Here is a 25,882-nt window from a genome sequence, read left to right as displayed (position 1 = left end):
ACATCGACATCCATCTTCCCAATGGAGCCACCGAGTCAACCACCAGTGGGATCGTGCACAGATAGCGGTAGACCTTGTTCCTGCAAGAGTTGACACTCTTTGGGGATACTGAATCACAGAAGTTGCCGGTAGTTGGTCTTGTTCCATATAAACGGGGAGATTCAGTATGTACCGGTCTCTGTAGGTACTGAAATTTGGAATCCACACTGACAGTGCAAGATGGTGCTTTCTATGGATACGGCGGGGGCATGGATCCGATCATCGCCATGAACTCTCAAAGCGGATGGACTGATTTCTCCGCCCTTCATGGCTTCACCGCAGTGGATGTATTTACCACCGACGTTCAGGATGTCAGGGACCGCAGGCTGGGTGTGTAAGAACTTTGCGACGCTTTGTACTGAAGTGTCGTGTGCGTAAAACGACTCGCATTTTCCGCAGCTGTATTCAAGGGCGACCTGGCCACTCACTGGAGGAATGCTGGAGCCGAATGATTCAAGTATCAAGTGCTCTGCGGTGTGGCATTTGGTACATGTCAGGGCGGAATCATTGGGGTGTTGGTTTTCGCTATACAGGGGTGCAAAGCTGTCGATCGCCATCGGTAAGTTCCTGACTATCCGAAATCTCATGATCTAACTTTTAAGAACTACACCATTGACATCGAGAACGGTGCCGCTTGGCTGGGACTGGAAAGTGCCAGATTTTTTTAAGCTTTCGCATAATATTAGAAGTATTCTAGGTCACAATTGGCGTTAGAGCCAAGCGTTCGGACCGTTTTAGTCAGTTAGATAGTGCTGGGGCACCTGGGTGCGGAGTCATATGGCCTATGAATGCCTGAGTGGGCGTTTAGTAGATTTTTTCCGGCTTGTCCATTTAACGAGGACATACAAAACGAACCCGATGATCAGTAGAACAGCTGCTCTTAGCCAGATGTCGGGTCCCTGCTGAAAAAGTAGCAGCCCGCATGAGGCCAGAGCCAAATATGGCACCACCGTTGGTGAGCGGAAGTGCTCGTGTTTGACCGTATCCTTGCGAAGGACTAGCACGGCTGCATTAGTGCTGATAAAAACGAATAGCAATAACAGCACCACGGTTTCGGCCAGTGATTGAAGATCGCCGGTAAGAGTTAAGGCCATTGCAGCTATGGTCGTGAGTAGAATCGCAACCCACGGAGTGCGACGCTTGGGGAGCACCTGGCCCAGCACCCGGGGTAAAAGGGATTGCTCGGCCATGCCAAATGCCAATCGGCTGGCCATGATCATCGTCAAGAGGGCACCGTTGGCAACTGCCACCAGCGCCACCAACCCAAAGAGCCAATCTGGCACACCGAAGCCAGTGGCTTGTACGACTTGCAGCAATGGTCCAGTGGACTCATTGAGTTCCTGCGGTGAGAGAGCTATCGATGATGCCAACCCGATCAACACGTAGATCCCACCGGCTGTCAGCAGTGCACCAAAGAGAGCCTTCGGATAGACCCGATGGACGTTACGGACTTCTTCCGCGACATTAGCCGAGGTCTCAAACCCGACAAAAGAGTAGTACGCCAAGAGTGAAGCGGCTAGAATTCCAACCGCTGGAGAGACCTCAGGGTTGAATTCGATCACACGTGACACCGCTCCAGCCCCTCGACCAACCATGAGGCCTACCAGTACTATGACCAGAACCAGCCCCGAGACCTCAATAACGGTCATGACAACATTAGCTCTCACGGATTCTTTCACTCCGCGCGCGTTCAGCAAAGCGACGAGGAACAGGAATGCAAGCGCTGCTGGTACCGCAGGAACATCTAAGAAGGGTTTGAGGTAGTCTCCGGTGAAGGCCAGGCTTAAACCTGCAGCGCTGGTAACTCCGGCTGCCAACATGCAAAATCCGACCAGAAAAGATACTAGCGGTAATTTAAACGCTCGTTCAGCGAATACCGCAGCGCCGCCTGCTTTTGGGTATTTAGTAACAAGCTCTGCGTACGATGCGGCCGTGAGCATGGCCAACAATAAAGCAAAAAGTAGCGGAACCCAGATAGCACCACCGACTTCGCCGGCCACTTTGCCAACAAGCGCGTAAATACCTGCCCCCAGTACATCTCCGAGGATGAACAAGTACAGCAGAGGTCCGGTGATTGCTTGCTTCAGTTTCGATTCTTGCGCTTGGGTCGGAGGTTCCATGGGATGAGTGTAGAGGTAAAAATGTTTATATTGTTAGCTACTAGTTGCGGCAGAGCCGCCTGCCGTGGGGGCAGCATCACTGTTGAGTACTTCTAGATCTTTGGTGGCGGGTCCCTCAAGAATTTTTCCAGTGGCGGTAAAGCGTGAGCCGTGAAGTGGGCAGTCCCAGGATTTTTCGGCGTCGTTCCACGATAAAACACCGCCTAGGTGCGTGCAGATCCCTGAGACACGACAACTTAGGTCGTTGACTCTAGACTCTGCGATCGGGTGCAGACCCTCACGCAACATGCGTCCCTGGCCCTCGCCAAGAACATCATCACCCTCCGCTGAGTCCGAGGCTAGGTCTTGTTCCTGCCCTTGACCGCCGCTTTGTGTTTTCTTTCCCTCGGTGGCCATGGGGGCAATGTTGGGACCATCAGTATTCGAGGACGTTTCGTTGATCTCTGCGGATTCGGCTTCGTTGGTGAACATAGCACCGAGCCAGCCTTTCGCCAACTTTCCTGCGACCTTGGCATTGATTTCTATACCTTCACGGAGGTCCGCGGGTGTAGTAATGCGGTGAGAAAGCGTTTGTGCCCACGACAAGTCCCCGCCTAAGATATTCGCGCTGAGAGTCAATGCAGCTGCGACGGCGTTGGTCATTCCCCATTTGTTATAGCCGGTGGCCAGGTAGATGCTACCTCCGCCTCGGGGTAACTTACCCACGAAGGGCACCCTGTTGGCGGATTTGTAGTCCTGAGCAGACCAATGATGAGTGGGTTCAGCACCAAGGAATCGTTGCTGGGTCCATTCATCCAGGTCCTTAACTTTGGCCTTTTCAGAGATCGGCGCGCCCACGGGATGGTCATTACCACCGACGAGGAGCAACTCCTCATCGCCTATCAGGACCGTGCGTAGCGACCGTGAGGGCTGGTCTACCGATAGGTACATTCCACGTGGCAGCGTACCCACCTGTCCTGGAACCCGGTAAGCCCCCACATAGGACCGCGAGGGCTCAATCTTGGCGAAGTACATGCCTCGGTCTAGTATTGGGGCTCCTGTGGCCAAGATGACGTGCTGCGCCTGATTGCTGCCCTTGTCGGTGAGTACCGTAGCAGGAGTGGCCGATGAAATATTGCGCACTCGCGTACCTTCTACGATCTTGACTCCCCGTGATCGCAGGTCTCTTGCCAGCGTATCCAGCACCTCGATGGGGTGAAACTGGGCCTGATTCGGCAAATGAAGAGCGGCTTGGGTGGGATAAGGTAGCCCAATATCGCCCTCTAACAAGGTGATATCTAGTCCGGTACCGCGAGCCGCTTCGGCCTCGTTTTTTAGTTTCTGGTAGCCAGAGTCTGTGGTGGCGTAAGTGTACGCGTTACGGTGCTGAACCGGTATGTTCTGTTCCTGAAGATACCGCAGCATCCATGCCTGACCTTCAAGGTTGCCAGCCACATAAGCCTGGACAATTTTTTGCGAGAAGTGCCGCCGGATACCCGACAACACCGAGCCTTGCAACAAACTAAGTTTCGCCGTCGTATTACCTGTAGTCACCGCCCCAATGGAACGGGCCTCGAGCACGGTGACACTTAATCCCGCACGACTAAGCAGCAGCGCAGTAGTCAGCCCAGTGAGACCGGCGCCCACGACCACGACGTCGTAGCTGGCATCAGGTTCAAAAGTGTCAGTGTCGATACTGGGACGGTGATCAAACCAAATCGATTTCATCTCTCAATTCCTCCTGGACCGCAATACTGTCGTAGGTTATGTGTGGCAAAAAAGTACTGGTAGCGAGCCCCTGCTAATATCCGCTATTGAGCCTGTGCGAACTCTTTTGACCGCACAGGACCTGACCGTTGCCATAGGGCACCTCTTGAAGTCCAGCCTCCCTGTTCTTGGGCCCCTTAGCAAGCACCCAGGGAAATTGATCCTCAAGAAAAGCACGGTAAAAACGGCACACCAGGGCAATGTCAGTTACACGATACTTACCCACTAATTGACCGTGCTGGCAAATGATTCCTTCGAAGGCTTGCGCGGCAGGTTCGATGGCGTTTAGCATCTGGATGATAGCCGCAAGGAGAATCATTCAACCGATCTAGAGGCGTAGCCCCAACAGATCCATTCCGAAAGTGAGCGACGATGGCAGAGAAACCCAGACCCGAATCCGAGAGCCTACAAAAATCATCCAACGATAGGCGCGATCCCGCTCCACAAACTTCGCCATTAGAACCCGATCAAAATCCGGAAGATTCATCACCCCTAGTCTCGGTAAATCCGGGCGAGAGAGAAGGCCCTACGTATTCATCGGATGCCTCTGGGGAAGAGATTCAGATAGAGATTGGACAACAGAATCCATGGGGTTCCGAACCCGTAGCCAACGATCCACCGCGGACAGAGGATCCACAATGCGATGACCCCTCCGATAGTGATCATCCATAAGGACCGAACTGGCAGTCACGTGAGAACCCGTAAAACCAAGTGGGCGAATCCCTGAAGGATAGACCAATCGCCATTCTCGGCGCGGCATTCAAGCCTACTGGTGACGATGCCAGTGAACCCGTCGCTTTAGCATCCCCATCTAGTTATAGCTTCAGCACGCAATTTTTACGGTGATTGATTTCAGAGTCCCTGATTGTGCTCGGCGCCGCTTCCTCGAACTTCTCTACCATCACGACCTAGATCACGCCATGCAGAAAGCTGACGTACTGCTGCTGCTTACTGAGTCGTAAAGATACAGGGTCCTCACTCAAGCACAGGCATCTGCAGTTGTCAGCTACAGGAAAACGCTCGACGGACGCAACCTCATGGACCACAGATTTTGGAAAGCGTCAGGTTGGAACTTCAAGGGAATCAGTACGACATAGGCTGAGGTTGGACTTAGCGGTTTGGGCTATTAAAATCTGCCGATGTTCTTATACCGAGCAGACTCAGCCGGCTAACTCATTCAATATCTACTAGGTCTAGCTACTGCCCAGCAGAGCAAAAGCTCCAAAAATGCGTCCTACGAAGAACAACAGTGCCAGCAGCACACCCAGTCCTATGATTACAAGCCAAATCTTATTGATGACTTTTCCGGCTAAAGGCGCTATCTCCGGTTTTACGGGTTCTGCGACAGAGCCTTCCCCAGGTGGGGTTTCTCCAGGAGGAACTCCACCGCCTGGTTCAAGGCCAGTAATTCTTCCGTCTACAGGATCTGGATCTGGATTGCTGCCCATAGTCGCCTACCTAACCTTCTCTGTAATTTCTACTGTTAAGAATCACACACATTCCCGTCGCTGGCAGTTCTTCATGGAATCTACTCTTACACAAGGGAATGAAAGTGGGTAGTGTTCGCCCACTACCCGCACGGTCCTCACGAATTGAAGGATCGAGAAGTGTCTACGTCAACCAAACGCGGCCCATCCTACTGTCAGTGGGATGCCATATTGGCCTATCAGGGTTCGAGCACGACTTTGATACAGCCGTCTTGTTTCTTCTGGAACGTTTCGTACATCTCCGGGCCTCGTGAGAGAGGTACGGTATGGGTCACCAAGTCATCGAGGCCCAACGGATCATCAGCATCATTCGTGAAAGGAAGAAGTTTCTCAGTCCAACTCCTAACATTGCACTGACCCTCACGCAACTGTATTTGCTTGTCGAACATCTGCACCAAAGGCATAGGAGTCGCTTGGCCAGCATAAACGCCACTAAGCGAAATTGTCCCGCCACGGCGCACCGCCGAAATAGCTGCATGAAGAACCGATGTGGGATCCACCGAAACAGTTTCCATGGCTTTTTGCGCCACTTGGTCCGGTAACAATCCAGTAGTGGCCTGCATCAATTTTGCGCCTTTCGATCCATGCGCCTCCATACCGACAGCATCCAGAACAGAATCTGGTCCGCGCTTCGTCATCTCCTGTAACTCTGCAGCAACATCTTTGGAAAAATCGAGTACTTCCACACCGTGCCGAACTGCCATAGCGCGCCGTTCGGCCACCGGATCAATCGCGATCACTCGATGGCCCAAATAAACACCTATCCGGGCCGCGAGCTGCCCGACAGGTCCCAGGCCGAAGACAGCTAGTGTCCCGCCGTCAGGCACGTTTGCGTAATCAACTCCCTGCCACGCAGTGGGGAGGATGTCCGAGAGAAACAAATACCGGTGGTCGGGCAGTTCATTACCGACCACCATGGCCCCGTAATCACCGTGGGGCACACGTAAGAATTCTGCCTGCCCACCAGCAACGCTGCCATACAGCTCGGAGTACCCAAGGAATTCTGCACCTTTGCCTTCACTGCGAACCTGGGTAGTCTCACACTGGGACTGCAAACCTCGTTGGCACATCCAGCAATGGCCGCAAGAGACATTGAACGGAATAACAACGCGATCCCCCACTTTGACCCGAGAAACCGCGGAGCCAACTTCTGTGACAATGCCCATTGATTCATGCCCAACGATGTCCCCTGCATGCATATACGGGCCTAACAGCTCATAGAGGTGCAAGTCCGAACCGCAAATAGCCGCGGAAGTAACCTTGATGATGATATCCGTAGGTTCTTGAATCCGTGGATCCTGCACCTCGGTATACTGGATATTCCGTTTACCTTGCCAAGTCAGGGCCTTCATCTCATACCTTCCATAGGGTTCGTACCTAGCTTGATATTCCAATTAAACACCGGATATCGAAGATGGCAATCCCTTGGAGGAGTCTTTCCATCGGTGGCATCGCTTGTCGTGCGCTCGCCCGTTTATCTAACGTTTCATTGCGTCCATTACTGGAAAATATGCCAGCAGGAACCAACACGCTCTTTGGTTATATTGAACATACTCAGAATATCCGTATGCGAGAGTTTCAACTCTCCGTGACGACTGAAGAAACAGCGAAGAAACCTTGCCTCGTCTGTCAACAGGAAACTCGCAATACTGATGGATAATAACCACCAGGCTTCACTGTGTAAGCCATTAATTCAAGCACCTTTTTTTCGTTTGGTAGTCTTCTCACCATGGTAGGCAGATGTGTGGTTTTTCGACCGTTTTGGTTTTGAAGTCTCGATGTTCTTTGTTGATGACTTTTTATTTTTCGTTTTTTTGACAGAACTCTTTTTAGCTGCCGTTTTGATCTGTCCCGTGTGTTTATTATCGATACTTCGTTTCAAGGCCTCCATCAGGTCAATGACGTTGTCGGCGTCGCCATGCGAATCTATGTCTGTAGATTCTTGGTCGCCAAATGTTGCCGCAGTGTCCACTGTCTCACCGTGCTTGAGCTTCTCATCGATGAGGGTGCGCAATTCCAGTTGGTATTCGTCTTTGAATTCGCTGGGTTTGAAATCGTCGCTGAACTGTTCTACGAGTGCTGACGACATTTTCATCTCTTGTGCGCTAATTCTGGATTTTCCTGCCGCCATAGCGAAATCAGCTTCGCGTACTTCGTCGCTCCAAAGAATGCCTTGCAAAATCAAAACTTTTTCCCTCACCCTAAGCGCACCTAGTCGCGTCTTTTGGCGCAGCGCAAATTTTACTACTGCTGTCAGTTCGGTATTTTCCAACGTCTTAACTAGTAGCCAGTATGCTTTGGGAGATTTTGAATCAGGCTCAAGATAGTAGCTGCGTTCAAGCATAATGGGATCGATCTGTTCGTTGGGAACAAACTGGACCACTTCGATCTCACGGTTTTTTCCTGCCGGCAACGACTCCATATCCTCGTCCGTCAGTACAACTGTTCGGTCGCCGTCCTCGTAGGCCTTATCTATGTCCTCGTACTCGACTTTCTTGCCACATACTTCACAACGCCGCTGGTACCTGATCCGGCCCCCGTCCGCGTCATGAACCTGATGCAGGTTAACATCGTGGTCGTCGGTTGCACCGTAGGCCTTAACAGGAACGTTAACTAGACCGAAGGCAATCGAACCAGTCCAAATTGATCTCATACTCCAGTCAAACATCAACGCCTCTGCATGACCAGAGAATAAAAAGCCTGAACGGTCTCACCAAAATTCATCCAGCTCTCCCCCGTGCTGGTGATCTTTGGGAACAGCGGTAAGAATGTATCTCAAGCGAAGGAGACTTACGATGTCCCGTTCCGATGAACAACTCGTGAAAATTGCCGGCCGTCGCCTCAAGGTCAGCAATCTTGAAAAGGTGATGTATCCGGAGACGAACACCACGAAGGCTGATGTTATGAGCTACTACGCGGCAGTCGCGCACGTGCTTCTTCCTCAAGCATCGAGGCGGCCCGCAACCCGTAAACGTTGGGTCAATGGAGTTGGCACAACCACGGATCCCGGCCACGCGTTTTTACGCAAAGATTTAGAAGACTCCGCACCTGATTGGGTACCTAGAGGACGAATACAACATAGGAACCACAACAACACCTACCCCATGGCCAATGAACCAGCAGTTCTTGCGTGGTTTGCTCAATTAGCCGCACTAGAAATTCACGTCCCACAATGGCGCTTTACTCTAGACGGGACAGCTTCGAATCCGGACAGGATGGTGTTGGACTTGGACCCCGGCGAAGGGGCAGGTCTTCGCGAGTGCGCTCAAACGGCCCAGCTGTGTCGTGAACTACTAACGGACATGCAGCTGGAATCTTTCCCCGTCACCAGCGGATCAAAAGGCATCCACCTTTATATCCCGCTGGACGGCAGCTATGATTCAGCACAGGTCTCTGATGTGGCCCACGAACTAGCTAGATCTTTGGAAGCCGACCACCCGCATCTCATTGTTTCCGACATGAAAAAGTCGCTGCGTCCTGGAAAAGTTCTGGTGGACTGGAGCCAAAACAGTGAAGCAAAAACGACGGTTTGTCCCTATTCGCTACGGGGCCAACTCCGTCCAACCGTCGCTGCGCCACGAACTTGGCAGGAAATTGCTGATCCAGAACTCCGCCAGCTCGAGTACCAGGATGTTATAGAGCGCGTTAACGCTGACATTGATCCTATCGGTGCCATTGGTTGGCGCGAATTTTCTGGTATTGACAGACTCAAGATATACCGGGCAATGCGCGACGGAGATAAGACACCCGAGCCAGTTCCAGTCGAAACGACCTCTGTGAAGGCATCTGATGAACCACGTTTTGTTATTCAGGAACATCATGCCTCACGGCTACATTGGGACTTCCGTTTGGAGCACTCAGGAGTACTCGTTTCTTGGGCTGTCCCCAAGGGACCGCCTCTAGATTTCGACGATAACCGGCTAGCCGTCATGACAGAAGACCACCCGTTGGCCTACGTTTCTTTCGAAGGCATCATCCCAAAAAACCAATACGGGGCTGGCATAGTCAAAATCTGGGACTCAGGGAGCTGTGTGCTAGAAAAATGGCGCGAAGGAAAAGAAGTCATTGCGGTTCTGTACGGTAAAATTGACGGCGGATTGGGAGGGATCCCGCGCAGATATGCATTGATCAAAACCGGTGGAATGGGAGCAAAAAAGAACTGGATTATCCATCTTATGAAGGAGCAGCCAACCCCCGGCAGTGAGAGAGCCACGAATCACATTGTTCCCGGTGCCGGAGTCCGCCCACCAAAGCGAACGACGATTCTGGATGTAGGCCCATCATCGGCGGTGATCAGGACACAGAACAGTGCAGATCTACCCAGACCAATGCTGGCCTCTGCTGGAACACCGCTGGACCTGAAAACCGGGCATAGATGGGCTTACGAAATGAAATGGGATGGGATGCGGGCGATCGTTGGTATCACCGATGCGGTGAGACTCGTCAGCAGAAATGGCAATAACGTGACAGCCCAATATCCCGAGCTGCAGGAACTCGCCTCATTGGCATCGAGTGGCATCGTGCTTGATGGAGAAATTGTCGTTCTCAACGCTTCAGGCAAACCCGACTTCGGTCTGCTACAAAAACGAATGAAACTCACCAAGAAACATGAGATCGACAAAGCCGCCCGTGACACTCCTGTACATCTGATGTTGTTTGATGTTTTGCAACTTGCTCCTTGTACATCAGACGGCACCCCAAGGTCCCTCATCCGTGAATCCTATGACACAAGACGCACGGCCCTCTTTGACGCTGTTACGGAAGGAAGCCACGTACACCTGCCGCCTGCGCACTCCGGATCCGTCGAAGAAGCATTCGCAACGAGCCGCTATCTGAAACTGGAAGGAGTGATAGCGAAACGAACAGACGGACGCTACCTCCCCGGAAAACGCAGTAAAGTTTGGATCAAATTCAAGCACGAACTCCACCAAGAAGTCATCGTCATCGGATGGCACAAAGGCTCTGGATCCCGCCAAAACACACTGGGTTCATTGCTACTGGCCGTTAACGACGGCGGGCAGCTCAGCTACGTGGGCAGGGTCGGTACCGGATTTTCCTCACGAGACCTCGCAGAGGCTGTCATCATGGTCGGAAAGCTTGAACGAAAGACCTCTCCCGTCGCGGAAGTCCCCGCAGCGGACCGAAGTGATGTCGTTTGGACGAGCCCTCAGTTAGTAGGAGAGGTCAAATATGTGGAGCGCACGCCCGGTAACAGGCTCCGGCATCCGACGTGGCGTGGCTGGCGTCCCGATAAATCCGCAGATGAAGTCCGGTGGGAGGAACCAACCGACGCTGCTCCTCCGAGCTCGGGAAAGAATAAGAACTAATACGAGCAACTGCAAATAACGAGCAGCCTCGCACCGATCGCCAGCAACCGGCGCATCGCTTCACAACCTTGGCTATGGTTCAGAGTTTCCGATTCTATGCTCCTAACTCCCCGCGTCGGATACCTTCTCTGTCGGGAACTATTCGCTAGTCGGAATAGGCCGCATCTTCGGTCTAGGCATGGATATACCCGATGGTATGGACTATTTGAATGGCGTGAGTATACGGCGTCATACTGGCTCTCCGCGGTTCGTGGTGAAATCCACTATTGTCATGGATGATTCACCGCTGTTCTGGCGGCGCTCCTGAGCATAATACGAGTCGTGTAGTTGGCGCTATTGACGAAGCCGCGGCCGGTCCGCTTGATGTGTTTGATGCTGGTGTTGTTGGCTTCTACTTTTCCCGTGGTGGCGCCGGTGACGATGAGGACTTCGATCTCTTTCCACCACCTGCAAATGGTCCGCCAAAGCCTAGTCGTCTCAGGTTGGTTGGATTCCTTGACGAGGCGTTCAAGGTGGTCTTTAGCGATCTCGGCGTCCTCCAACGACCCCGTGCGCAGCAGTGTTCGCACTTGTTCTTTTACGTCCCACGCGGTCTTGAGTTTCCCTGTCGGATCGTCGGTGGCGAAGACCTTCTCCAACCGCACCCGGGCTGGCTCGGAAAGTGAATCACCGGCTCGTAGGAGCAGCATTCGGTGTGCCCAGGCTGGGTCCACGGCTCGGCCACGACGCCCACGCACCTGATGGGAAAGCTGCTGCCTGACTTCTGTCAACGCCTGGTTGGCGAGCTGGATGAGGTGGAAATGATCCACGGAAACGGCGGTGCGGGGCAGCCACATCCGCAGCGCTTTTCTAAAAGCTGCTGAGGGATCGATCGCGACAACTTGAACGCCGAGGCGCCACTCCAGGGGCCGCTGGATGAGCCATGCACCGACCCCGGTGTGGTCTCGGCCGTCAACAACACCAAGGATCTGCCCGGTATCCAGGTCAACAATCGTCGTCATCCACGGTTCAATCCGCTGCCACGCGTTGGTCTCTGTGTTCTTGAAGAAGCGGACGGATCGGAAGCGGTGTTCATCAATGCCGAGCATCCTTGGCCGCAGCAGATCGACGTTGGGAAGTTTGGTTGCTGCCACACTCAACGCCTTCTGAACCAACCACCACGACACCCCGTGGGCAGTGGCGGTTTCCGTTGCGGCGCGGCCAGAGTCAATGACTGCTCGCACGAGAGCACTACGGAGTCGGCTCGTGGTGCGTGCCCTGGCCGGGACCTCGATCGTGGCTTCAAAGAACGTTTTGCGAGGGCACAATGTTTCGTCGCAGAACAGTCGCCGCTTGGCCCAAACAACCTCCACCGGACCGGCGATGGGGATGTCCTTGACTCGTTGCTGCCGGCCAGAATGGCGACGGGTGCCAATGACCCCGCAGCCAGGACACCCGGATTCGGCGGTGCTTGCTATCTGAATTCTTCGTTGGCCAAAACTCAGGATCTGGGTTTCAAGTACACGGTAATCGTCCAGATTGAAGATCGTGGTGGCAGCATCAAGGTGCACCAAAGTAAGCTCGTTCAAGGCTCGTAGTCCTGTCAAAGATGAATGCGTCAGAACATCCATCACAACAGGGCTACGCGCCACCTCTGTTCAAGGACACGAAACCAGAATTCACCACGAACCACGGAGAGCCGTCATACTCTTGCAAGGCGTGCGGATAAGCTTCTTAAATTGACTGACAGCTTTCATCCAACGTGCTGAAGGAGGGTACGAAAACTATGAGAAAATAGTGCCGAAACAACAGCCGAGTATCCAGCCCGCCGATGGCTGACTTACTTTTGGGTACAAATGTGAACCATGCTCATCAACCATGTTCTGGTCTTTTTACCTGCCTGCTTCACCAGTCAGTAGCGCTAATACGGCACCATCTTTTTGGCGTTTGAGGTTTGCAACACGTCCTTGCTCAAAAAGGGCAATCACTCGAGGGTTTATATAAGACCCTTTAGCGACCGACGGAGTGTTATGGAGCCATTCTGCAGCGTCATGGATCGCCGCTTTAGCTGCTTCCGGAGAAGTAGAACCTGAACGAAAGGATCGGGACAAGGAGATCGCCGCCACAACTGTGCCCTGCCATGTACGAAAGTCCTTGGCGGTGAAGCCATGCCCAGCCACTTCACCCAGATACCTGTTAACGTCCCTATCATAAATCGAGTGCCACACCTTGCGCCGCCCGCTCCTGAGCGCATAACTGAATGCAGGGCCGGAGCGCGGCGTGCTCGGCATAGACACAAAGTAATCCCTAAGCAACGAATCCTTAATTTGCACGTCCCAGTCCCCAGCTGATTTGCCGCGAAAGACCAGATGTATTGCTTTCCCTTCAAGGCTGACGTGGCGCCGCTGCAAGGTGGTGGCACCAAACGACCCATTTTCTTCAGCATATGACACACCGCCCACGCGCAGTCCGGCTCGGTCCATGAGCCGCACAGCCGCAGCCAAGCATTGACGTCGGCCATCCTCGCTTTGTTTCAAGTCTCTGGTCACCATTCGCCGGATGGTCGGTAAACGGTGGCCGAAAGCCAAAGAACGAATGAACTTTTCCCCGTCCCTGATTTCACGCCACCGCTGATGGTAAATGTATTGAGTTCGACCTGCGTCATCCACTCCCGTTGCCTGGATATGAGCATTCGGTGCGGACGCGATCCATACATGCGACCATGCCGGCGGGACCGCTAACGCCCGGATATGTTCAAGCTGCGGAGCTGAGGAAACGCGCCTGCCATTGGCCCAAACATAAGTGAAACCACGTCCGGCAACCCGCCGAGTGATGCCACCCTTTCCAGGCTCAACTTCTAAAACAGGTTCCATAACTGGCTCCTCTTCGCGTTCCCATGCCATGTGTGCGTTATTTGCATACTAACGGGTGAAAGTAATAAGTTCCTGCAGAACTGCACCGCAGAATTTTCGTTGACCGTTCAGCGGGTGCAGACTAAGTTGGCCGTACCAAGTGTTGCCTTCAAACCTTAGGAGTCCTCATGTCCGACGACCAACTTCGAGCTATCGCGCTGGTTTGCACCCTGTCTCCTTCGCCGGCGCCATCAAGTAGTCAACTGCTTGCAGAACAGGTGATGGAAGCCCTGTCGGAGCATGGTGTCATTGGATCGGTCATCCGCGTCGTCGACCACGACGTGCACCCAGGTGTCGAGTTAGATATGGGTGACGGCGATGCTTGGCCGAACATTCGAGAGCAAGTGATGTCAGCGGACATTTTAGTGCTGGCCACACCTACTTGGATGGGGCAGCACTCCAGCGTTGCGCAGCGCGTACTAGAGAGGTTGGACGCCGAACTCTCGGAAAAGGACGAGCAGGGCCGCATGCTAACGCTGGGTAAGGTGGCCATCGCGGTGATCGTGGGCAATGAAGACGGCGCTCACCACATCAGTGGCATACTCTTCCAAGCACTCAACGACGTTGGGTTCACGTTGGCTGGCCAAACCACAACGTACTGGAACGATGCTGTGGGCAGCGATTACCGGGACTATCAGGACCTTGAAGAAACTCCGGAGGCGGTCGCCAGCACCAATCGTACGGCCGCCGCCCATGCGGCGCATCTTGCGCGCTTGCTGCGGCAGAATCCTTACCCTGCGGTTTCTTAGGCGATCAATTACTTATCGTTACTAGCGCCGCCGTTGCGTAGTCTGCAACAAGTCGACGTGTGCCCAGAGCCAGGGGTATAGCGTAGACGGCATCCAGCAAGGTGACGGCATGGGTGCGGCTGGATCGATCGTTGGTGTAGAAAGAATCGGTTTAGGATTCTGGTGGGCAGATGCTGCTGCGGCACTCTTCATCGCCGCAAGTATTCTGTGGGAGGAATCAAGAACATGCGCGCGGCAATCACGGACCTCATCGACACTACAACGACCACTTTTGATGATGACAAAACCCACCCAGTCATCAGGATTTTTTCCAAGCGACTAGGACCGGTGCGGCACCATGGACCATCGCCGATATGGTTCCCAAAGCCGGCTTTTCGTCAGACCGCTGTCTACCAACACATTTATTTCTCACGGTAACGTCTCCGATACGCAGGAGATCTTTGAAATCGACAGCCGCAACGCCAAGGGGCCGACAGTGGATGAATGGCAGGACCGGTCCTCACTTGCCAGGTTTAGCGAAACCGTGCTCATCCCCCTACACCCGTTAGAACCCTTTCCGTTACCTGCTCAAGAAGAGCCAGGCAGGGTCACACGGTCCATAAAAAATCATAAGTAGATACTTGACCCCTATCCCAGAACACGGCAACTCCCGTGACCGGTGAGACATCCAATGAGCGTGCTCGACTCACTCCCTCACTCACTCAAGTTAATCGGGGTACGAGAGCCGCATCTTAGTCATGTCCACACGGTCGTTATAGAATGGAACATCTTCAGCTTCTAGTAATGCTCGGGCTTGACCTGCATGGCATGTCACGAGTGTTCCGTCGGCGTAAACAACCCGCCACCACGACACATTATCTTCTAGCAGTGACACTGCCCGACCTGCCTGCCGCGGCCCAATTCCAACAGCTTGACCGATTTCACCGTAAGTCACCACACAGCCAACGCAGATCGCGGCCACCACTGCCCGGACTTCTTCAACCACCGCCGTATTTATTCTCATTGTTCTACCGATGCCGGGTATGTTATTTTTCCGTCTCGCACTTGCGCGAACGCAGTCATTTCCGACTCTCGCGTTGAAGTCAATGACATGATGTCAAATACTTCCACTCCGGCAACGATGAGCGCATCGGTAATCAACCGCCGATGACACCGCCACGGCACGGCTTCGCTGCACATGATAACCGGGACAGATTCATTGGCGACTTTCACAAGTTCGGCGAGCCCAGAACTAAAGGGATCAGTGGCCATATAATCGGCGTAGTCCCGAAAAGCCTTGACTCTCCACCCACCGTTGAGACTGTCCACTCCCACAGGGGTATGCCGTCGCCCGCCCAGGTCTTTGATCCATCGATATCCGATATCCGCAGGCAACGCTTCTTTGATCGCTGCTTGATTCCACTGCGGAAATTTCCGGGAGGAAGGGTAGGACCGCACATCAACTAATTCAGTCACGTCATTGGCACGTACCATCGCCAGTACTTCCTCAAAGTCCCGTGTCGAATGCCCGATCGTAAATACCTGCGGCACAGCCATTTTTGGTGATGCTTCCTTCCTCACTACTCCCATGCCATCCAGCTCTCATCAACTCACCAGTTGTGTCTTTTGCTCCCTGTAGGCACCCTCCTGCCTCACGCTATCCCCTAGGTCCCTACGATTAGAGCTGCTGACTGTCCCTGGAAGATGTGTTCATGGGGGCGCTGAAGACTACTTCATCTGTTCAGGTTACTCGGTAGTGAAGCATCGTCGTCCGTTTGCGAAAGTCACTCTTAGGGGGATCTAGGGTCGTCCGATTCCTTTGTATTTCCAGCCAGCAGCCCGCCAAGTCACAGGATTTAAGACATTGCGTCCGTCGAGGATGTTCTTAGAAGTGACTGCTTCCGCGGCATGTTCTGGGGTGAGGTCTTTGTATTGCTGCCATTCGGTGAGCAGTAGTAATGCATCTGCTTTATTCATTGCCGACTCCAGATTTTCCTCGTACATGAGTTCAGGAAAACGTTGTCGCGCACCATCGATGGCTTGAGGGTCAGTCACCGTAACTGTGGCGCCTTGAAGCTGCAATTGTGCAGCAATACTGAGCGCAGGTGAATCGCGAACATCATCGCTGTTAGGTTTGAACGCCGCGCCCAGGACAGTGATGCGCTTGCCCATCAAGGTTCCACCCACCAAGGTGCGCGTCAGTTCAACCACGCGGATGCGGCGGCGAATGTTGATGTCGTCGACTTCACGCAACAGGGAAAGGACTTGGTCCGCTCCGAGCTCACCTGCCCGGGCCATAAAAGCGCGGATATCTTTGGGCAGGCAGCCACCTCCGAAACCAGCGCCGGCGTTCAAGAATTTTCGGCCGATTCGTTCATCCATCCCTAGCGCATCCGCCAGCACAGTGACATCTGCCCCGGTTACTTCACACACCTCGGCCATGGCATTAATAAAGGAAATCTTCGTCGCAAGAAAGGAATTCGCGGCTACCTTCACTAACTCGGCTGTTGCGTAATCTGCAACGATACGGCGCGTGCCCAGGGCCAGAGGTGTAGCATAAACGGCGTCGAGCACGGTGACGGCGTGGGTTCCTTCTTCACCAAGGGGTATACCGTAGACGAATCGGTCCGGGGAGAGTGTGTCCTTTACGGCCAAGCCTTCACGGAGAAATTCGGGATTCCAGACAAGAACAGCGTCGGAAGGTCGTCCCTTGAGGGTCTGCGCTAGCCGGGTTGCTGTACCAACGGGCACCGTGGATTTACCCACGACCACGTTTCCGGGCTCTAAGAAGTCAAGAAGTGAGTGGAATGCTGCATCCACATGGCGCATGTCTGCGGCGTACTCGCCCTTAAGCTGGGGTGTTCCTACACAAAGAAAGTGCACCTGGGCGCCTTTGACATCGGCTATTTTCGTGCTGAACCTCAAACGACCGTTATCGAGGACTTCTTGCAAAAGTTCAGGCAAGCCTGGTTCAAAGAAAGTCGCTTGGCCAGCCTGTAACTGCCCGATTTTCCTCGCATCGATATCGATGCCAATGACGTTATGGCCCAGCTCGGCTAAACATGCTGCGTGCACAACTCCTAAGTAACCGCAACCGATCACGGATATATCCATATCATTTCTTCCTCGTGCTGGGGTGTGGTCCATCGCTCATTGCAGCGAGATGGAGAACGAACTTCGTTGCCTCTGAGCTGTGAGCCGTGTTCACGCTGCTGATTCAACCTGATCCGAGGGTAATCGGTCAATAGGTACGCCGTTATTGTCCTATCCAGAAAAGAACGGCAAGCCGCCGCGGCAGGGATATCTCATCACCCCCCCCATAGCGGAGTAATATTTTGTTCCTTATCCTCGCGATATTCCATCGCAGCGGTGTGGTATTTGCCGCTGGTCAAATTTTCGTTGAGGATGGGTGGCCCTATACTTACCGAACACCCACAGGGTGAGAATCAGTTCGGTGTTGTAGTCGTGGTAAATAGCTAGCCGGATAGGCTGGTATGGAGACCCTCGATCAGAAATGAGGGTTTTGAGTGGTGCTAAGGAGAAGTTTTGAACAGTTTGGGAACGCTGCAGCCCTTTGTGACTCCGACGGTGAAGCTGTCCCGCCTGTTCGATTTCCCTGATCTGGAGATATTCGCCAAGCTTGATCTGCTCCAGCTAGCTGGCAGTACCAAGGAGCGCACAGCCAATGGGCTGATTGAGGATCTCCTTGGATCAGGACAGCTCCGTATTGGTGGCATGATCGTTGAATCAACCTCTGGGAATTTGGGGATCGCGCTGGCAAGGCAGTGCGTGGTGCGAGGAATCAACTTCACCGCAGTTGTCGATGAAAATGCCAATCCTTTAGCCTTGGAGCTGATGGAAGCCTACGGTGCCAAAGTGGACCTCGTGCAAACTCCTGCGGACGGTAATAAACTCGCCGCACGTCGCCGCCGGGTTAGTGAACTGTTAGCGGAGCATCCCGGATCTGTAACCACTAACCAGTATGGATCACCGGCTAATCCCCGTGCCCATTTTGACACCACCATGCCAGAGATCATCGCAGGTACAGGGGGAAATCTGGATTATCTCTTCGTGGCGACCAGCACCACCGGGACTCTGTTGGGCTGTCAGCAATATGTCCAAAAGCATGGTCTGAGCACCAAAATTGTGGCTGTTGACTCCGTTGGTTCGGTGCTCTTCGGCGGGACGGCCGGCACCAGGCGCCTACCCGGACTCGGTGCAGGGATCCTCCCAGAGTTGGCATCCTGGACAAAGCCAGATCTTATCTTTCAAGTTGAAGAAATTGACATGGTGCGTGGCTGTAGACGGCTGGCACATTATGAGGGCATCCTGGCTGGTGCATCCACAGGCGCTATTGTGGCCGCCATGGGCGCACTGCTTCCCAGTCTCGATAAGGGATCAAGAGTGGCTTTCATGGTTCACGACAGTGGTGTGCCCTACCTCCAGACTGTCTACAACGACGATTGGGTCCGGACCGCACTAAACGTCGAACCTGAATAGGCAACGCCCGCCCGTGTCGGTGTAGAGGATCCTCCAAGCCGGTAACGCACCCTGCTTCTGCCTGAGGGCTATAACAGCCGCGCTTTTCGCAGTAGTACGCCATAGTCGTGGTCACCGTGAGTGATGACGTCCAAAAGGGTAGTTCTCTCCTCATGGAGGCCAACCAAAGGTCCCTTTGCTCTACCTGGGAATGGTCGCTGGCTGGGTACAACACGCACCTATTGAGCCTGCTAGAAAGAGTGAATTGGTATCTGTGACGCCCTTGTGTTATTAAATGGTAACGAAATCTGACTTGATCCGCGTCCTCTTCTTGAGGCAATAAGAATTAAGGGAGCCTGCTGGTTATGTCGATGCTGCTATGAAATCTCAGGTACCTACGTGGACCAATCCTTTGCGCATTGCCGTCCTGGCCCATCTTCACCATCCGATCACCTCACCATTCGCAGGGGGTATGGAGTCCCATACCGCGCACCTGGTTTCTGGATTGGTTGCTCGTGGCCATGAGGTAACCCTCTTCGCTAAAGACGGCAGCGTTGTTGACTGCCATCTGATCCCCGTTCTTGATGCTGGGTTCCTGGTGCGTGGCTACCCGGAGGACGAGAGGACTAACGAACAGCATAAGGTCCTCGACGGAGCCATGGAGCGAGCGGTGAAACTCATTCAGGCAGGTTCTTTTGACGCGGTGGTGAATAACTCATTAAGCCCTGTACCGCACCGTCTTGTCATGCAGTTGCCTACCCTTCATGTACTGCACACTCCGCCGCTACCCCGATTGATTGAAATCTTGAGGGATCCAGCCAGAACGTTGCAACAGTTGCACCGTTACGTCACTGTTTCCGAAGCCAATGCATGTCCTTGGCGAGAGTGGTTACCGACCATTGAAATCGTTCACAATGGCATCGATTTGTCGCACTGGGACGAGCGGGCCGAGCCGAAACACTCGGTAGCGGCTTGGACCGGACGCATCGCAGCGGAAAAAGGGACCCACGTGGCAATAGCCGCAGCACGGGCAGCATCCCTGAAATTACGGATTGCCGGTCCCATCCACGACCAAGAGTACTTCCGTAGCCAGATTGAGCCGCAGCTCGATAGTGACATCAGTTACCTTGGACACCTCGATCAAGAAAAATTACAACGCATGATCGCTTCCTCGCAAGTGTTCCTCTCCTCCCCGCTCTGGGAGGAACCATTCGGACTCACCACTCTTGAAGCTATGGCCTGTGGAACCCCGGTGGCCGCGCTACCTGCCGGAGCTATGGCCGAACTCATTGGAACGACCGGAGGAGTAGTCGCCGACAGCCGAGACAGTAAGGCACTAGCGGTGGCAGCGACCCGAGCCAAAGATATGGATCGTGAGCAGGTTCAGGCGCGAGCCAGCAGATTCGCGCTGGCTGGAATGATCGAAGGGTATGAGCGGATACTTCACTCCATGGTTCATCGTTCCTTCTCCCAAGTCTCAGAGGGGTCATGAGCCGATACAAGGTTTCTTACTACGCCCATCATTTTGGTACTGGCCACCTGCGTCATGCCCAGAAAATCGCGGCCAGCAATTTGTTCGATCTTCAAGTTACCAGCACTGGCCCTCGTAACAACGCTTTGTTGAAGGGCAACTTGGAATATGTGGATCTAACTCCAGATGTGATTGCTGCTAGTCCTGAGCCAGCATTGCGCGCCGGATCTTTCTTGCATTACGCCCCCACAGGCGAGCTCATTCAACAACGTTTTGCGGAACTCAACCGGGCGTGGAAAACATTCGGTCCGGACATGGTGATGGTCGATGTTTCGGTAGAAGTCGCGCTGTTCGCTCGATTGAGTGGCTATCGGGTTGCTTTCCGTCGGATGCCAGGCAATCGGAACGACCCAGCACACCAGATGGCGTATTCGTTGGCGGACACCATTTTCGGCTATTTTCCTGCAAGTTTGGAAGATCCCGCGCATCTGGAGAAATTTGGTTATAAAACTCACTACCTTTCGGTGGCCGAGCCAACGAATTATTCGTTTCACCCCGGTCATGACACTTCCCACATGCCGGGCCAACCTAAAGTGGTGGTGCAAACATCTTTGGCATCCGCGATTCCCTTAGATCATCTGGCACAAGCCGCCGCGGCTTCGCCTCGATGGGACTGGGAAGTTGTGGGTTCCGTGGAAGCAGATGGCACACCTCTTCCCACAAATTTGCGACTCCACGGTGTTCTTCCGGATCCAATACCGATCATGCGCTCAGCTACGGTGATTATCAGTTCTGCCGGACACAACGCTGTAGTCGCTGCTGCGAGCTGCCACAGACCCGTCTTGTTAGTGCCCGAAGAACGCCCGTATGCGGAGCAACTGGCCTTTGCAGTGGCTCTGCATGAACGTGCTGGTCTCGAGATGGTCAGAAACTGGTCGACATCGGGAAATTGGCCACGGATCCTCGAAAATGCCGCGAACAGTGACCCACACGCGCTAGCAAGAACACTTTTTATTCCCACAACAGATTTCAATCAAGGACTGCTCGATCTCCTGCATGCAACGGCAACAGAGACACAGGCCTCCATCATTTTCTAATAAGCGGCTGAATTATGAGCTGCTCGTACTTCTTCGGCCGTTGGAATACGCCGAACGGTGAGGGAAGACTGGGACGGTATCCAAGAAATCAAGTCCAACTGAACAAAAGCCCTCAACCAGCCTTCCATGGGCCACACACCCCATCGGGAGTGAAATAAACGGGCATTCTGAACAATCTCCAAGAAATGGTTCAACGGCGGGTTATAGACCCCATGGTGCTGATGGAACACCGGTGCTTCTATGAACCTCACTGGGATCTTTGCTTCTCGGATTCTAAAAGCGAAGTCAGTATCCTCTCCGCCGTATCCGGTATAACTCTCATCGAACCCACCCACTTCGGCAAAGACAGTAGCGTGGATTGCGAACCCAAGAGACCAGAACATTGCATGTCCGGACATGGTTGATTCCGTGGGGAGTCCCTCACGGGTGTGATGCCTAATGGAGGCGGCGAGTAAAGACTTATCCTCCACTAACAGTGTGGATTCCAACGGCTTCGTCAAATATCGTGGCTCTGCCATGGCCAGGACAGTCTCCTCGTTCAACACCTGAATGAAAGTGCCGAACAAGGCCGCTGACGGAATAGAATCCACATCCAGGAAAATAAGGTTTGGTGTTCGGGCGGCAGCCGCAGCTGTATTCCGTGCTTGGGACAACGGCAAACCCGAACGAGACTGGGAGGAAGAAATGTGGATGATGCGCAAAGGAACATCACAGCGTATCGGAGCCGGGCAGGGATCGTTCATGTAGACGATCACCACCTCAGCAGGACGCAGCTTGGAGGCATTCACACCAGCCAACAAACGTCGTAGATGGTCCGCCCGACCATGCACTAAAACGAGCACCGAAAAATCACCCACTGTCCAGGGTTCCTCTTTTGTCATACTCACCTTCTAGTTCGTGTTGCAAACACGATTAAACACGTCATTGTTGGTGTTTTTATTGAGTGTCTTTTTCCATGGGGTGGGCTTCGTGGTGGGGTAGGCCGTGTGTACGCCGGTCCTCTTTCATCTCTGCCTCAAAGAGGTGGCGTTTCCCTTCGGCTAGTTCATGCCTGGCCATCGACTCTGCTGCTTTAAACGCGGAGTAATACCCGTCGTCGTAATCCTCTACTATCTGGAACGTCCACCGCCCATTGATGACGTTCCTACCAACTAGCTTTTGCTCAAGATGCTCGGCCATTGCCTCAGCACCGGATTCTCGCAGAAGCTCAACAGCTTCACCGAGCGCTAAATCTGCTTTACCTGTTAAGCGGTGAAATCCATAGAGGTAACCGCGGGCGTGCTCCACAACCTCCAAAGCTTCCGAGAGTTTCCCCAGCGCCTTGACAGTTGCATCACTAACCCCCGCGCCTCGTTGGTGGTCAGCATCAGGTCCCTCATCACTTTTCAAAGTCGTCATAAGTAGCAGCATAGGTCCTCTTCATCGCAATAGTCGAAGAGATCTCTGAGCTAAAGAAGTGCCCGAATAGCTCGAGCCTTCCGTGGCTTCTTAGCAGTCTCAAATGGGTTCGGGTGAACCTTGAGTGACTTCACGACAGCCGCTAAATCCCAGACTCGTCCGCTGCCTAGTTTCAGGGTCATCGCCCTACTTGTCTGAAGAGCCTGTAAATCGTTATTGTCATTCTTATGATGCGAACTCGTGTTTCGAGAAATCGAATAAGGATAGGTTTCATCGGGCTGCTAATTTTCTTCTTGACGGCTTGTGGCCTGCAGGTGCCCGTTGATCCACACGGCACTTTAGACCGTGTGCGTGGTGGTGTGATGCGCGTGGGTGTGACCGAGAATCGTCCCTGGGTAAAAGTAGATGCGGCCGAGGAGCCGTCAGGGATTGAACCCGCATTGATCTCAGGATTCGCTGACCAACTCGACTCGGACATCGAGTGGACGACAGGCAGCGAAGCCGTTCTATTGGAAGAGCTTGATCAGGGTGAGCTCGATATCGTCGTCGGTGGCTTTTTAGACGACACTCCTTGGATCGAGAAGGGTGCTATCACTGTTCCCTATAGAGAACAGAGGACATCTAGCAGTCGAGAAAAGCACGTCATGATCGTGCGTATGGGCGAGAACGGGTTCCTTCTCGCTCTGGAGAAGTTTCTATTAGAGAAGGTGGGGACATGACGCGACGTTTTGGCCGCACAGAACTTTCTGAATCGCAGGTTCTTACATTACGCGCGGCAATCAGGATTGAATGGTTCTCCCTTGCTTTCTTAGCAGTGGCCATCACCACGGTTTACCTTGTAATGGGCAACTCCCAGGCCATGAAAGCTGCGTGGATTGAAGACCTACTGTCGTTGGCTCCGCCAATTGCGTTCTTGATGGCGATCCGCATCATCAATCGTCCTCCGACAAAGAAGTACCCATACGGGTTGCACCGAGCTGTAGGAGTCGCTCATTTAGTTTCCGGAGTAGCACTGTTCTCGATGGGTGTGTTCCTGATCGTAGATTCCGCCACAGCACTGATTAACGTCGAACACCCCCCGATCGGATCGATCGTGCTCTTCGGAGAGCCGATATGGTTAGGGTGGTTGATGATGTTCGTGATGGCGTTGACCATTCCTCTGCCGATCTACTTCGGGCGCGTAAAGATGCGCCTGGCACGAGAACTTCATGACAAGGTACTGTACGCAGATGCTGACATGAATAAGGCCGACTGGATGACTGCGGCTGGATCGATCGTTGGTGTAGCAGGAATCGGTTTAGGATTCTGGTGGGCAGATGCTGCTGCGGCGCTCTTCATCGCCACAAGTATTCTGTGGGATGGAATCAAGAACATGCGTGCGGCAATCACAGACCTCATCGACACTACAGCGACCACTTTTGATGATGACAAAACCCACCCAGTCATCGATCACATTAACGCATATCTACAAGAGCTACTTTGGGTTGACGAGGTTGGGTCGCGAATACGGGACCAAGGACACGTGTTCCATATCGAGTCATTTATCGTTCCGCGTAATGGCCACGCTCCTACTCTTGCTCAACTCGCTGAAGCCCGTAAAAATTGCCTCCAGATTGACTGGAAAGTGCACGACATAGTCCTCGTCCCCATCGAGACACTGCCCGAAGAAGTACACACCTCGCTTCGAAACAGCCAGGCGCAACTCGGACGCTGACCGTGCGGTAACCACCGTGGGACGAAAGATAAAAAGAAAACTTCAGGGACGGTGAGTGCTATGAATCTTTCCTTCTAAACCGACTCTTCTGTCGTATCTTTCATAATGCGTTGGTGCAGGGAGTTTAAGATCCGCTCGCAATCGAAAGCTACCGCTGCCCCTGGGGTCAGCGATAGTTCCTCTTGACGCGCGGAGCGTTTCAGTTCAGAATCGAGCAGATTAAGTGCCTCCCGAGCTTGATCAAAGCTTTCCTGCTCGGCCGTGCCCTCATCCCAAGAAACCATTAGAGATGCCACCGATTGCAGACACTCGCTCAGGGGCTTGCAAGTCTTTGGATCAAGCCGATTGTTAGAGCCGTTGCCCCAAATCACAGTAGTGAGCACCTCTGTAATATCCCGAATATTAAAGGCGATGGCTTCCAAAGTACTCAGGTCTTCAAAGCTCTCAGTGACAAGTTGGTGACGGGAATGCAGGTACGCACGGGGGTTACCCTTACGGCTTTCATCCGCATGATACGCCGCACCCCGAATCTCGCTCACAGTGGTGTTGATAAGCCCTGCGCGTTGGGACCAATCTTCATGTTCCGGCGGCCAATTCTCTACCAAAGCACGCGCGATGTCCTCTAGTTGACCGGCCAGCAGGTTCCTACCGCGAGAAACCCGCAATCGGGCGGCATCTATAGCCAAAGGCGGGAAGATCAGCAGATTCACGATCAATCCGACGGTGACGCCCAGCCCCATCTGCAGCGCGTACCCAATCGAGTATGAATCGGCATCCTGCCCACCAACGATCAAAACGAAGAGAACAGCCACGGGCACATACTCTTTGCCCGCGCCCAAACGAGGGTGACCTGCTACCAAAACACCCAGCCCTACCGCTAAGGAAATACTGAGAATATTCGGAGTACCTGCTAGAAGAACCCCCGCAGCTAGCACAATGCCTAAAACAAGCCCCGCCAACGTTTGCACTCCTGCACGCACCGACCCCATCAACGTCGGATACATGCTAACCAAAGCACCCAGCGGAGCGTAATACGGATATTTATCAGCCACTCCGGGCATGTAACGGGCCAAAAACCATGCCACACCCACAGCCAGTGATGTTTTCGCGGCCAACAGCAACCTCTGTCCTGCCACGCTCGATTTCGTCCACACCAAGAACCGTTTCCAAGTCTGCTTCAACACGAAAACCCTCCACCTGATCTGAGTATCATCCGTTCACTCTCCGTGTTTCGGCACAAAGACCACACCTTGCCGAACGGTTGCCCTGGATATGCCTTGCCCACCACTGTTTGAGCCATGAATCAGTTTCCCACGGCAAAGGCTAGAGCGAGTCTCTGGCTGCAGGACCACAACTACCTAAGCACCATCATTAGGTGGCGTCCC

At 53.5% G+C, this 25,882-nt stretch carries 22 protein-coding genes; 8 read left to right on the top strand and 14 right to left on the bottom strand.

Features of this window, described 5'->3' with window-relative positions:
• The first annotated feature begins 194 nt into the window (after positions 1 to 194).
• Positions 195 to 377: a hypothetical protein gene (locus AAFM46_RS16645; RefSeq protein WP_343320504.1), complete on the top strand. Its 183-nt coding sequence runs from the start codon at positions 195 to 197 to the stop codon at positions 375 to 377.
• 444 nt (positions 378 to 821) lie between these two features.
• Here AAFM46_RS16645 and AAFM46_RS16640 read toward each other — a convergent pair whose 3' ends face one another.
• From AAFM46_RS16640 to AAFM46_RS16615, 6 genes are all read right to left on the bottom strand, one after another.
• Entirely contained in the window at positions 822 to 2,159 is a 1,338-nt protein-coding gene (locus AAFM46_RS16640; protein WP_343320503.1) for an APC family permease, read from the bottom strand.
• Between the two features lie 33 nt (positions 2,160 to 2,192).
• Positions 2,193 to 3,866 carry an FAD-dependent oxidoreductase gene (locus AAFM46_RS16635; protein WP_343320502.1) on the bottom strand — a complete coding sequence of 558 codons (1,674 nt, stop codon included), beginning with the start codon at positions 3,864 to 3,866 and terminating at the stop codon, positions 2,193 to 2,195.
• Between the two features lie 73 nt (positions 3,867 to 3,939).
• The gene (locus AAFM46_RS16630; RefSeq protein WP_343320501.1) at positions 3,940 to 4,224 is read right to left on the bottom strand and encodes a hypothetical protein; all 285 of its coding nucleotides are present in this window, start codon (positions 4,222 to 4,224) and stop codon (positions 3,940 to 3,942) included.
• An 874-nt stretch (positions 4,225 to 5,098) separates the two neighbouring features.
• Positions 5,099 to 5,353: a DUF6480 family protein gene (locus AAFM46_RS16625; protein WP_343320500.1), complete on the bottom strand. Its 255-nt coding sequence runs from the start codon at positions 5,351 to 5,353 to the stop codon at positions 5,099 to 5,101.
• 218 nt (positions 5,354 to 5,571) lie between these two features.
• Entirely contained in the window at positions 5,572 to 6,744 is a 1,173-nt protein-coding gene (locus AAFM46_RS16620) for an alcohol dehydrogenase catalytic domain-containing protein (protein ID WP_343320499.1), read from the bottom strand.
• A gap of 341 nt (positions 6,745 to 7,085) precedes the next feature.
• Positions 7,086 to 8,045, bottom strand: coding sequence for a Ku protein (locus tag AAFM46_RS16615; RefSeq protein WP_343320627.1), 960 nt, complete (start codon positions 8,043 to 8,045; stop codon positions 7,086 to 7,088).
• A gap of 142 nt (positions 8,046 to 8,187) precedes the next feature.
• Here AAFM46_RS16615 and AAFM46_RS16610 point away from each other — a divergent pair, with 142 nt between their 5' ends.
• Positions 8,188 to 10,719 carry an ATP-dependent DNA ligase gene (locus AAFM46_RS16610; protein WP_343320626.1) on the top strand — a complete coding sequence of 844 codons (2,532 nt, stop codon included), beginning with the start codon at positions 8,188 to 8,190 and terminating at the stop codon, positions 10,717 to 10,719.
• A 269-nt stretch (positions 10,720 to 10,988) separates the two neighbouring features.
• On the opposite strand, the gene AAFM46_RS16605 is transcribed toward AAFM46_RS16610, so the two are convergent.
• Positions 10,989 to 12,287 carry an ISL3 family transposase gene (locus tag AAFM46_RS16605; RefSeq protein ID WP_343317988.1) on the bottom strand — a complete coding sequence of 433 codons (1,299 nt, stop codon included), beginning with the start codon at positions 12,285 to 12,287 and terminating at the stop codon, positions 10,989 to 10,991.
• Between the two features lie 303 nt (positions 12,288 to 12,590).
• Positions 12,591 to 13,571, bottom strand: coding sequence for a DNA topoisomerase IB (locus AAFM46_RS16600; RefSeq protein ID WP_343320625.1), 981 nt, complete (start codon positions 13,569 to 13,571; stop codon positions 12,591 to 12,593).
• A 167-nt stretch (positions 13,572 to 13,738) separates the two neighbouring features.
• Between AAFM46_RS16600 and AAFM46_RS16595 the strand changes: the two genes are divergently transcribed.
• On the top strand, positions 13,739 to 14,359 hold the full coding sequence (locus AAFM46_RS16595; protein WP_343320623.1) for an NAD(P)H-dependent oxidoreductase: 621 nt from the start codon (positions 13,739 to 13,741) through the stop codon (positions 14,357 to 14,359).
• A gap of 706 nt (positions 14,360 to 15,065) precedes the next feature.
• On the opposite strand, the gene AAFM46_RS16590 is transcribed toward AAFM46_RS16595, so the two are convergent.
• The 3 genes from AAFM46_RS16590 to AAFM46_RS16580 all read right to left on the bottom strand — a co-directional run bounded on the left by AAFM46_RS16590 (position 15,066) and on the right by AAFM46_RS16580 (position 17,452).
• On the bottom strand, positions 15,066 to 15,362 hold the full coding sequence (locus AAFM46_RS16590; RefSeq protein ID WP_343320622.1) for an MGMT family protein: 297 nt from the start codon (positions 15,360 to 15,362) through the stop codon (positions 15,066 to 15,068).
• On the bottom strand, positions 15,359 to 15,895 hold the full coding sequence (locus tag AAFM46_RS16585) for a DUF488 domain-containing protein (RefSeq protein WP_343320621.1): 537 nt from the start codon (positions 15,893 to 15,895) through the stop codon (positions 15,359 to 15,361). Before AAFM46_RS16585 ends, AAFM46_RS16590 begins: the two co-directional genes overlap by 4 nt.
• 243 nt (positions 15,896 to 16,138) lie before the next feature.
• Positions 16,139 to 17,452: a UDP-glucose/GDP-mannose dehydrogenase family protein gene (locus AAFM46_RS16580; RefSeq protein WP_343320619.1), complete on the bottom strand. Its 1,314-nt coding sequence runs from the start codon at positions 17,450 to 17,452 to the stop codon at positions 16,139 to 16,141.
• Positions 17,453 to 17,884: 432 nt separating this feature from the next.
• Between AAFM46_RS16580 and AAFM46_RS16575 the strand changes: the two genes are divergently transcribed.
• From AAFM46_RS16575 to AAFM46_RS16565, 3 genes are all read left to right on the top strand, one after another.
• Complete coding sequence (locus tag AAFM46_RS16575) at positions 17,885 to 18,838, top strand: pyridoxal-phosphate dependent enzyme (RefSeq protein ID WP_343320618.1); 954 nt, start codon at positions 17,885 to 17,887, stop codon at positions 18,836 to 18,838.
• 358 nt (positions 18,839 to 19,196) lie between these two features.
• Positions 19,197 to 20,309: a glycosyltransferase gene (locus AAFM46_RS16570; protein ID WP_343320616.1), complete on the top strand. Its 1,113-nt coding sequence runs from the start codon at positions 19,197 to 19,199 to the stop codon at positions 20,307 to 20,309.
• Positions 20,306 to 21,385, top strand: coding sequence for a hypothetical protein (locus tag AAFM46_RS16565; protein ID WP_343320615.1), 1,080 nt, complete (start codon positions 20,306 to 20,308; stop codon positions 21,383 to 21,385). The genes AAFM46_RS16570 and AAFM46_RS16565 overlap by 4 nt, the downstream gene beginning before the upstream one ends.
• On the opposite strand, the gene AAFM46_RS16560 is transcribed toward AAFM46_RS16565, so the two are convergent.
• Positions 21,382 to 22,266, bottom strand: coding sequence for a galactosyltransferase-related protein (locus tag AAFM46_RS16560; RefSeq protein ID WP_343320614.1), 885 nt, complete (start codon positions 22,264 to 22,266; stop codon positions 21,382 to 21,384). The genes AAFM46_RS16565 and AAFM46_RS16560 overlap by 4 nt on opposite strands.
• A 55-nt stretch (positions 22,267 to 22,321) precedes the next feature.
• Positions 22,322 to 22,783 (bottom strand): hypothetical protein, encoded by a 462-nt coding sequence (locus AAFM46_RS16555; RefSeq protein WP_343320613.1) that lies wholly within the window; start codon positions 22,781 to 22,783, stop codon positions 22,322 to 22,324.
• A 227-nt stretch (positions 22,784 to 23,010) separates the two neighbouring features.
• Between AAFM46_RS16555 and AAFM46_RS16550 the strand changes: the two genes are divergently transcribed.
• The gene (locus AAFM46_RS16550) at positions 23,011 to 23,502 is read left to right on the top strand and encodes a transporter substrate-binding domain-containing protein (RefSeq protein WP_343320612.1); all 492 of its coding nucleotides are present in this window, start codon (positions 23,011 to 23,013) and stop codon (positions 23,500 to 23,502) included.
• Positions 23,499 to 24,497 carry a cation transporter gene (locus AAFM46_RS16545; protein WP_343320611.1) on the top strand — a complete coding sequence of 333 codons (999 nt, stop codon included), beginning with the start codon at positions 23,499 to 23,501 and terminating at the stop codon, positions 24,495 to 24,497. The genes AAFM46_RS16550 and AAFM46_RS16545 overlap by 4 nt, the downstream gene beginning before the upstream one ends.
• A gap of 74 nt (positions 24,498 to 24,571) precedes the next feature.
• On the opposite strand, the gene AAFM46_RS16540 is transcribed toward AAFM46_RS16545, so the two are convergent.
• Positions 24,572 to 25,681 carry an aromatic acid exporter family protein gene (locus tag AAFM46_RS16540; RefSeq protein ID WP_343320610.1) on the bottom strand — a complete coding sequence of 370 codons (1,110 nt, stop codon included), beginning with the start codon at positions 25,679 to 25,681 and terminating at the stop codon, positions 24,572 to 24,574.
• Between the last annotated feature and the right edge of the window lie 201 nt (positions 25,682 to 25,882).

The sequence above is a fragment of the Arthrobacter sp. TMP15 genome (assembly GCF_039529835.1).
Classification (GTDB): domain Bacteria; phylum Actinomycetota; class Actinomycetes; order Actinomycetales; family Micrococcaceae; genus Specibacter.
Note: the sequence above shows the minus strand (reverse complement) of the source record. Positions and strands in the feature narration are given on the sequence as shown.

What these genes read in the sequence shown, in the direction of transcription:
- AAFM46_RS16545 (WP_343320611.1), top strand. Translation starts at nt 23,499, where the DNA reads ATGACGCGACGTTTTGGCCGCACAGAACTTTCTGAATCGCAGGTTCTT.
- AAFM46_RS16620 (WP_343320499.1), bottom strand. Translation starts at nt 6,744, where the DNA reads ATGAAGGCCCTGACTTGGCAAGGTAAACGGAATATCCAGTATACCGAG.
- AAFM46_RS16565 (WP_343320615.1), top strand. Translation starts at nt 20,306, where the DNA reads ATGAGCCGATACAAGGTTTCTTACTACGCCCATCATTTTGGTACTGGC.
- AAFM46_RS16560 (WP_343320614.1), bottom strand. Translation starts at nt 22,266, where the DNA reads ATGACAAAAGAGGAACCCTGGACAGTGGGTGATTTTTCGGTGCTCGTT.
- AAFM46_RS16585 (WP_343320621.1), bottom strand. Translation starts at nt 15,895, where the DNA reads ATGGCTGTGCCGCAGGTATTTACGATCGGGCATTCGACACGGGACTTT.
- AAFM46_RS16555 (WP_343320613.1), bottom strand. Translation starts at nt 22,783, where the DNA reads ATGACGACTTTGAAAAGTGATGAGGGACCTGATGCTGACCACCAACGA.
- AAFM46_RS16570 (WP_343320616.1), top strand. Translation starts at nt 19,197, where the DNA reads ATGAAATCTCAGGTACCTACGTGGACCAATCCTTTGCGCATTGCCGTC.
- AAFM46_RS16590 (WP_343320622.1), bottom strand. Translation starts at nt 15,362, where the DNA reads ATGAGAATAAATACGGCGGTGGTTGAAGAAGTCCGGGCAGTGGTGGCC.
- AAFM46_RS16630 (WP_343320501.1), bottom strand. Translation starts at nt 4,224, where the DNA reads ATGATTCTCCTTGCGGCTATCATCCAGATGCTAAACGCCATCGAACCT.
- AAFM46_RS16580 (WP_343320619.1), bottom strand. Translation starts at nt 17,452, where the DNA reads ATGGATATATCCGTGATCGGTTGCGGTTACTTAGGAGTTGTGCACGCA.
- AAFM46_RS16635 (WP_343320502.1), bottom strand. Translation starts at nt 3,866, where the DNA reads ATGAAATCGATTTGGTTTGATCACCGTCCCAGTATCGACACTGACACT.
- AAFM46_RS16625 (WP_343320500.1), bottom strand. Translation starts at nt 5,353, where the DNA reads ATGGGCAGCAATCCAGATCCAGATCCTGTAGACGGAAGAATTACTGGC.
- AAFM46_RS16595 (WP_343320623.1), top strand. Translation starts at nt 13,739, where the DNA reads ATGTCCGACGACCAACTTCGAGCTATCGCGCTGGTTTGCACCCTGTCT.
- AAFM46_RS16640 (WP_343320503.1), bottom strand. Translation starts at nt 2,159, where the DNA reads ATGGAACCTCCGACCCAAGCGCAAGAATCGAAACTGAAGCAAGCAATC.
- AAFM46_RS16615 (WP_343320627.1), bottom strand. Translation starts at nt 8,045, where the DNA reads ATGAGATCAATTTGGACTGGTTCGATTGCCTTCGGTCTAGTTAACGTT.
- AAFM46_RS16600 (WP_343320625.1), bottom strand. Translation starts at nt 13,571, where the DNA reads ATGGAACCTGTTTTAGAAGTTGAGCCTGGAAAGGGTGGCATCACTCGG.
- AAFM46_RS16550 (WP_343320612.1), top strand. Translation starts at nt 23,011, where the DNA reads ATGATGCGAACTCGTGTTTCGAGAAATCGAATAAGGATAGGTTTCATC.
- AAFM46_RS16610 (WP_343320626.1), top strand. Translation starts at nt 8,188, where the DNA reads ATGTCCCGTTCCGATGAACAACTCGTGAAAATTGCCGGCCGTCGCCTC.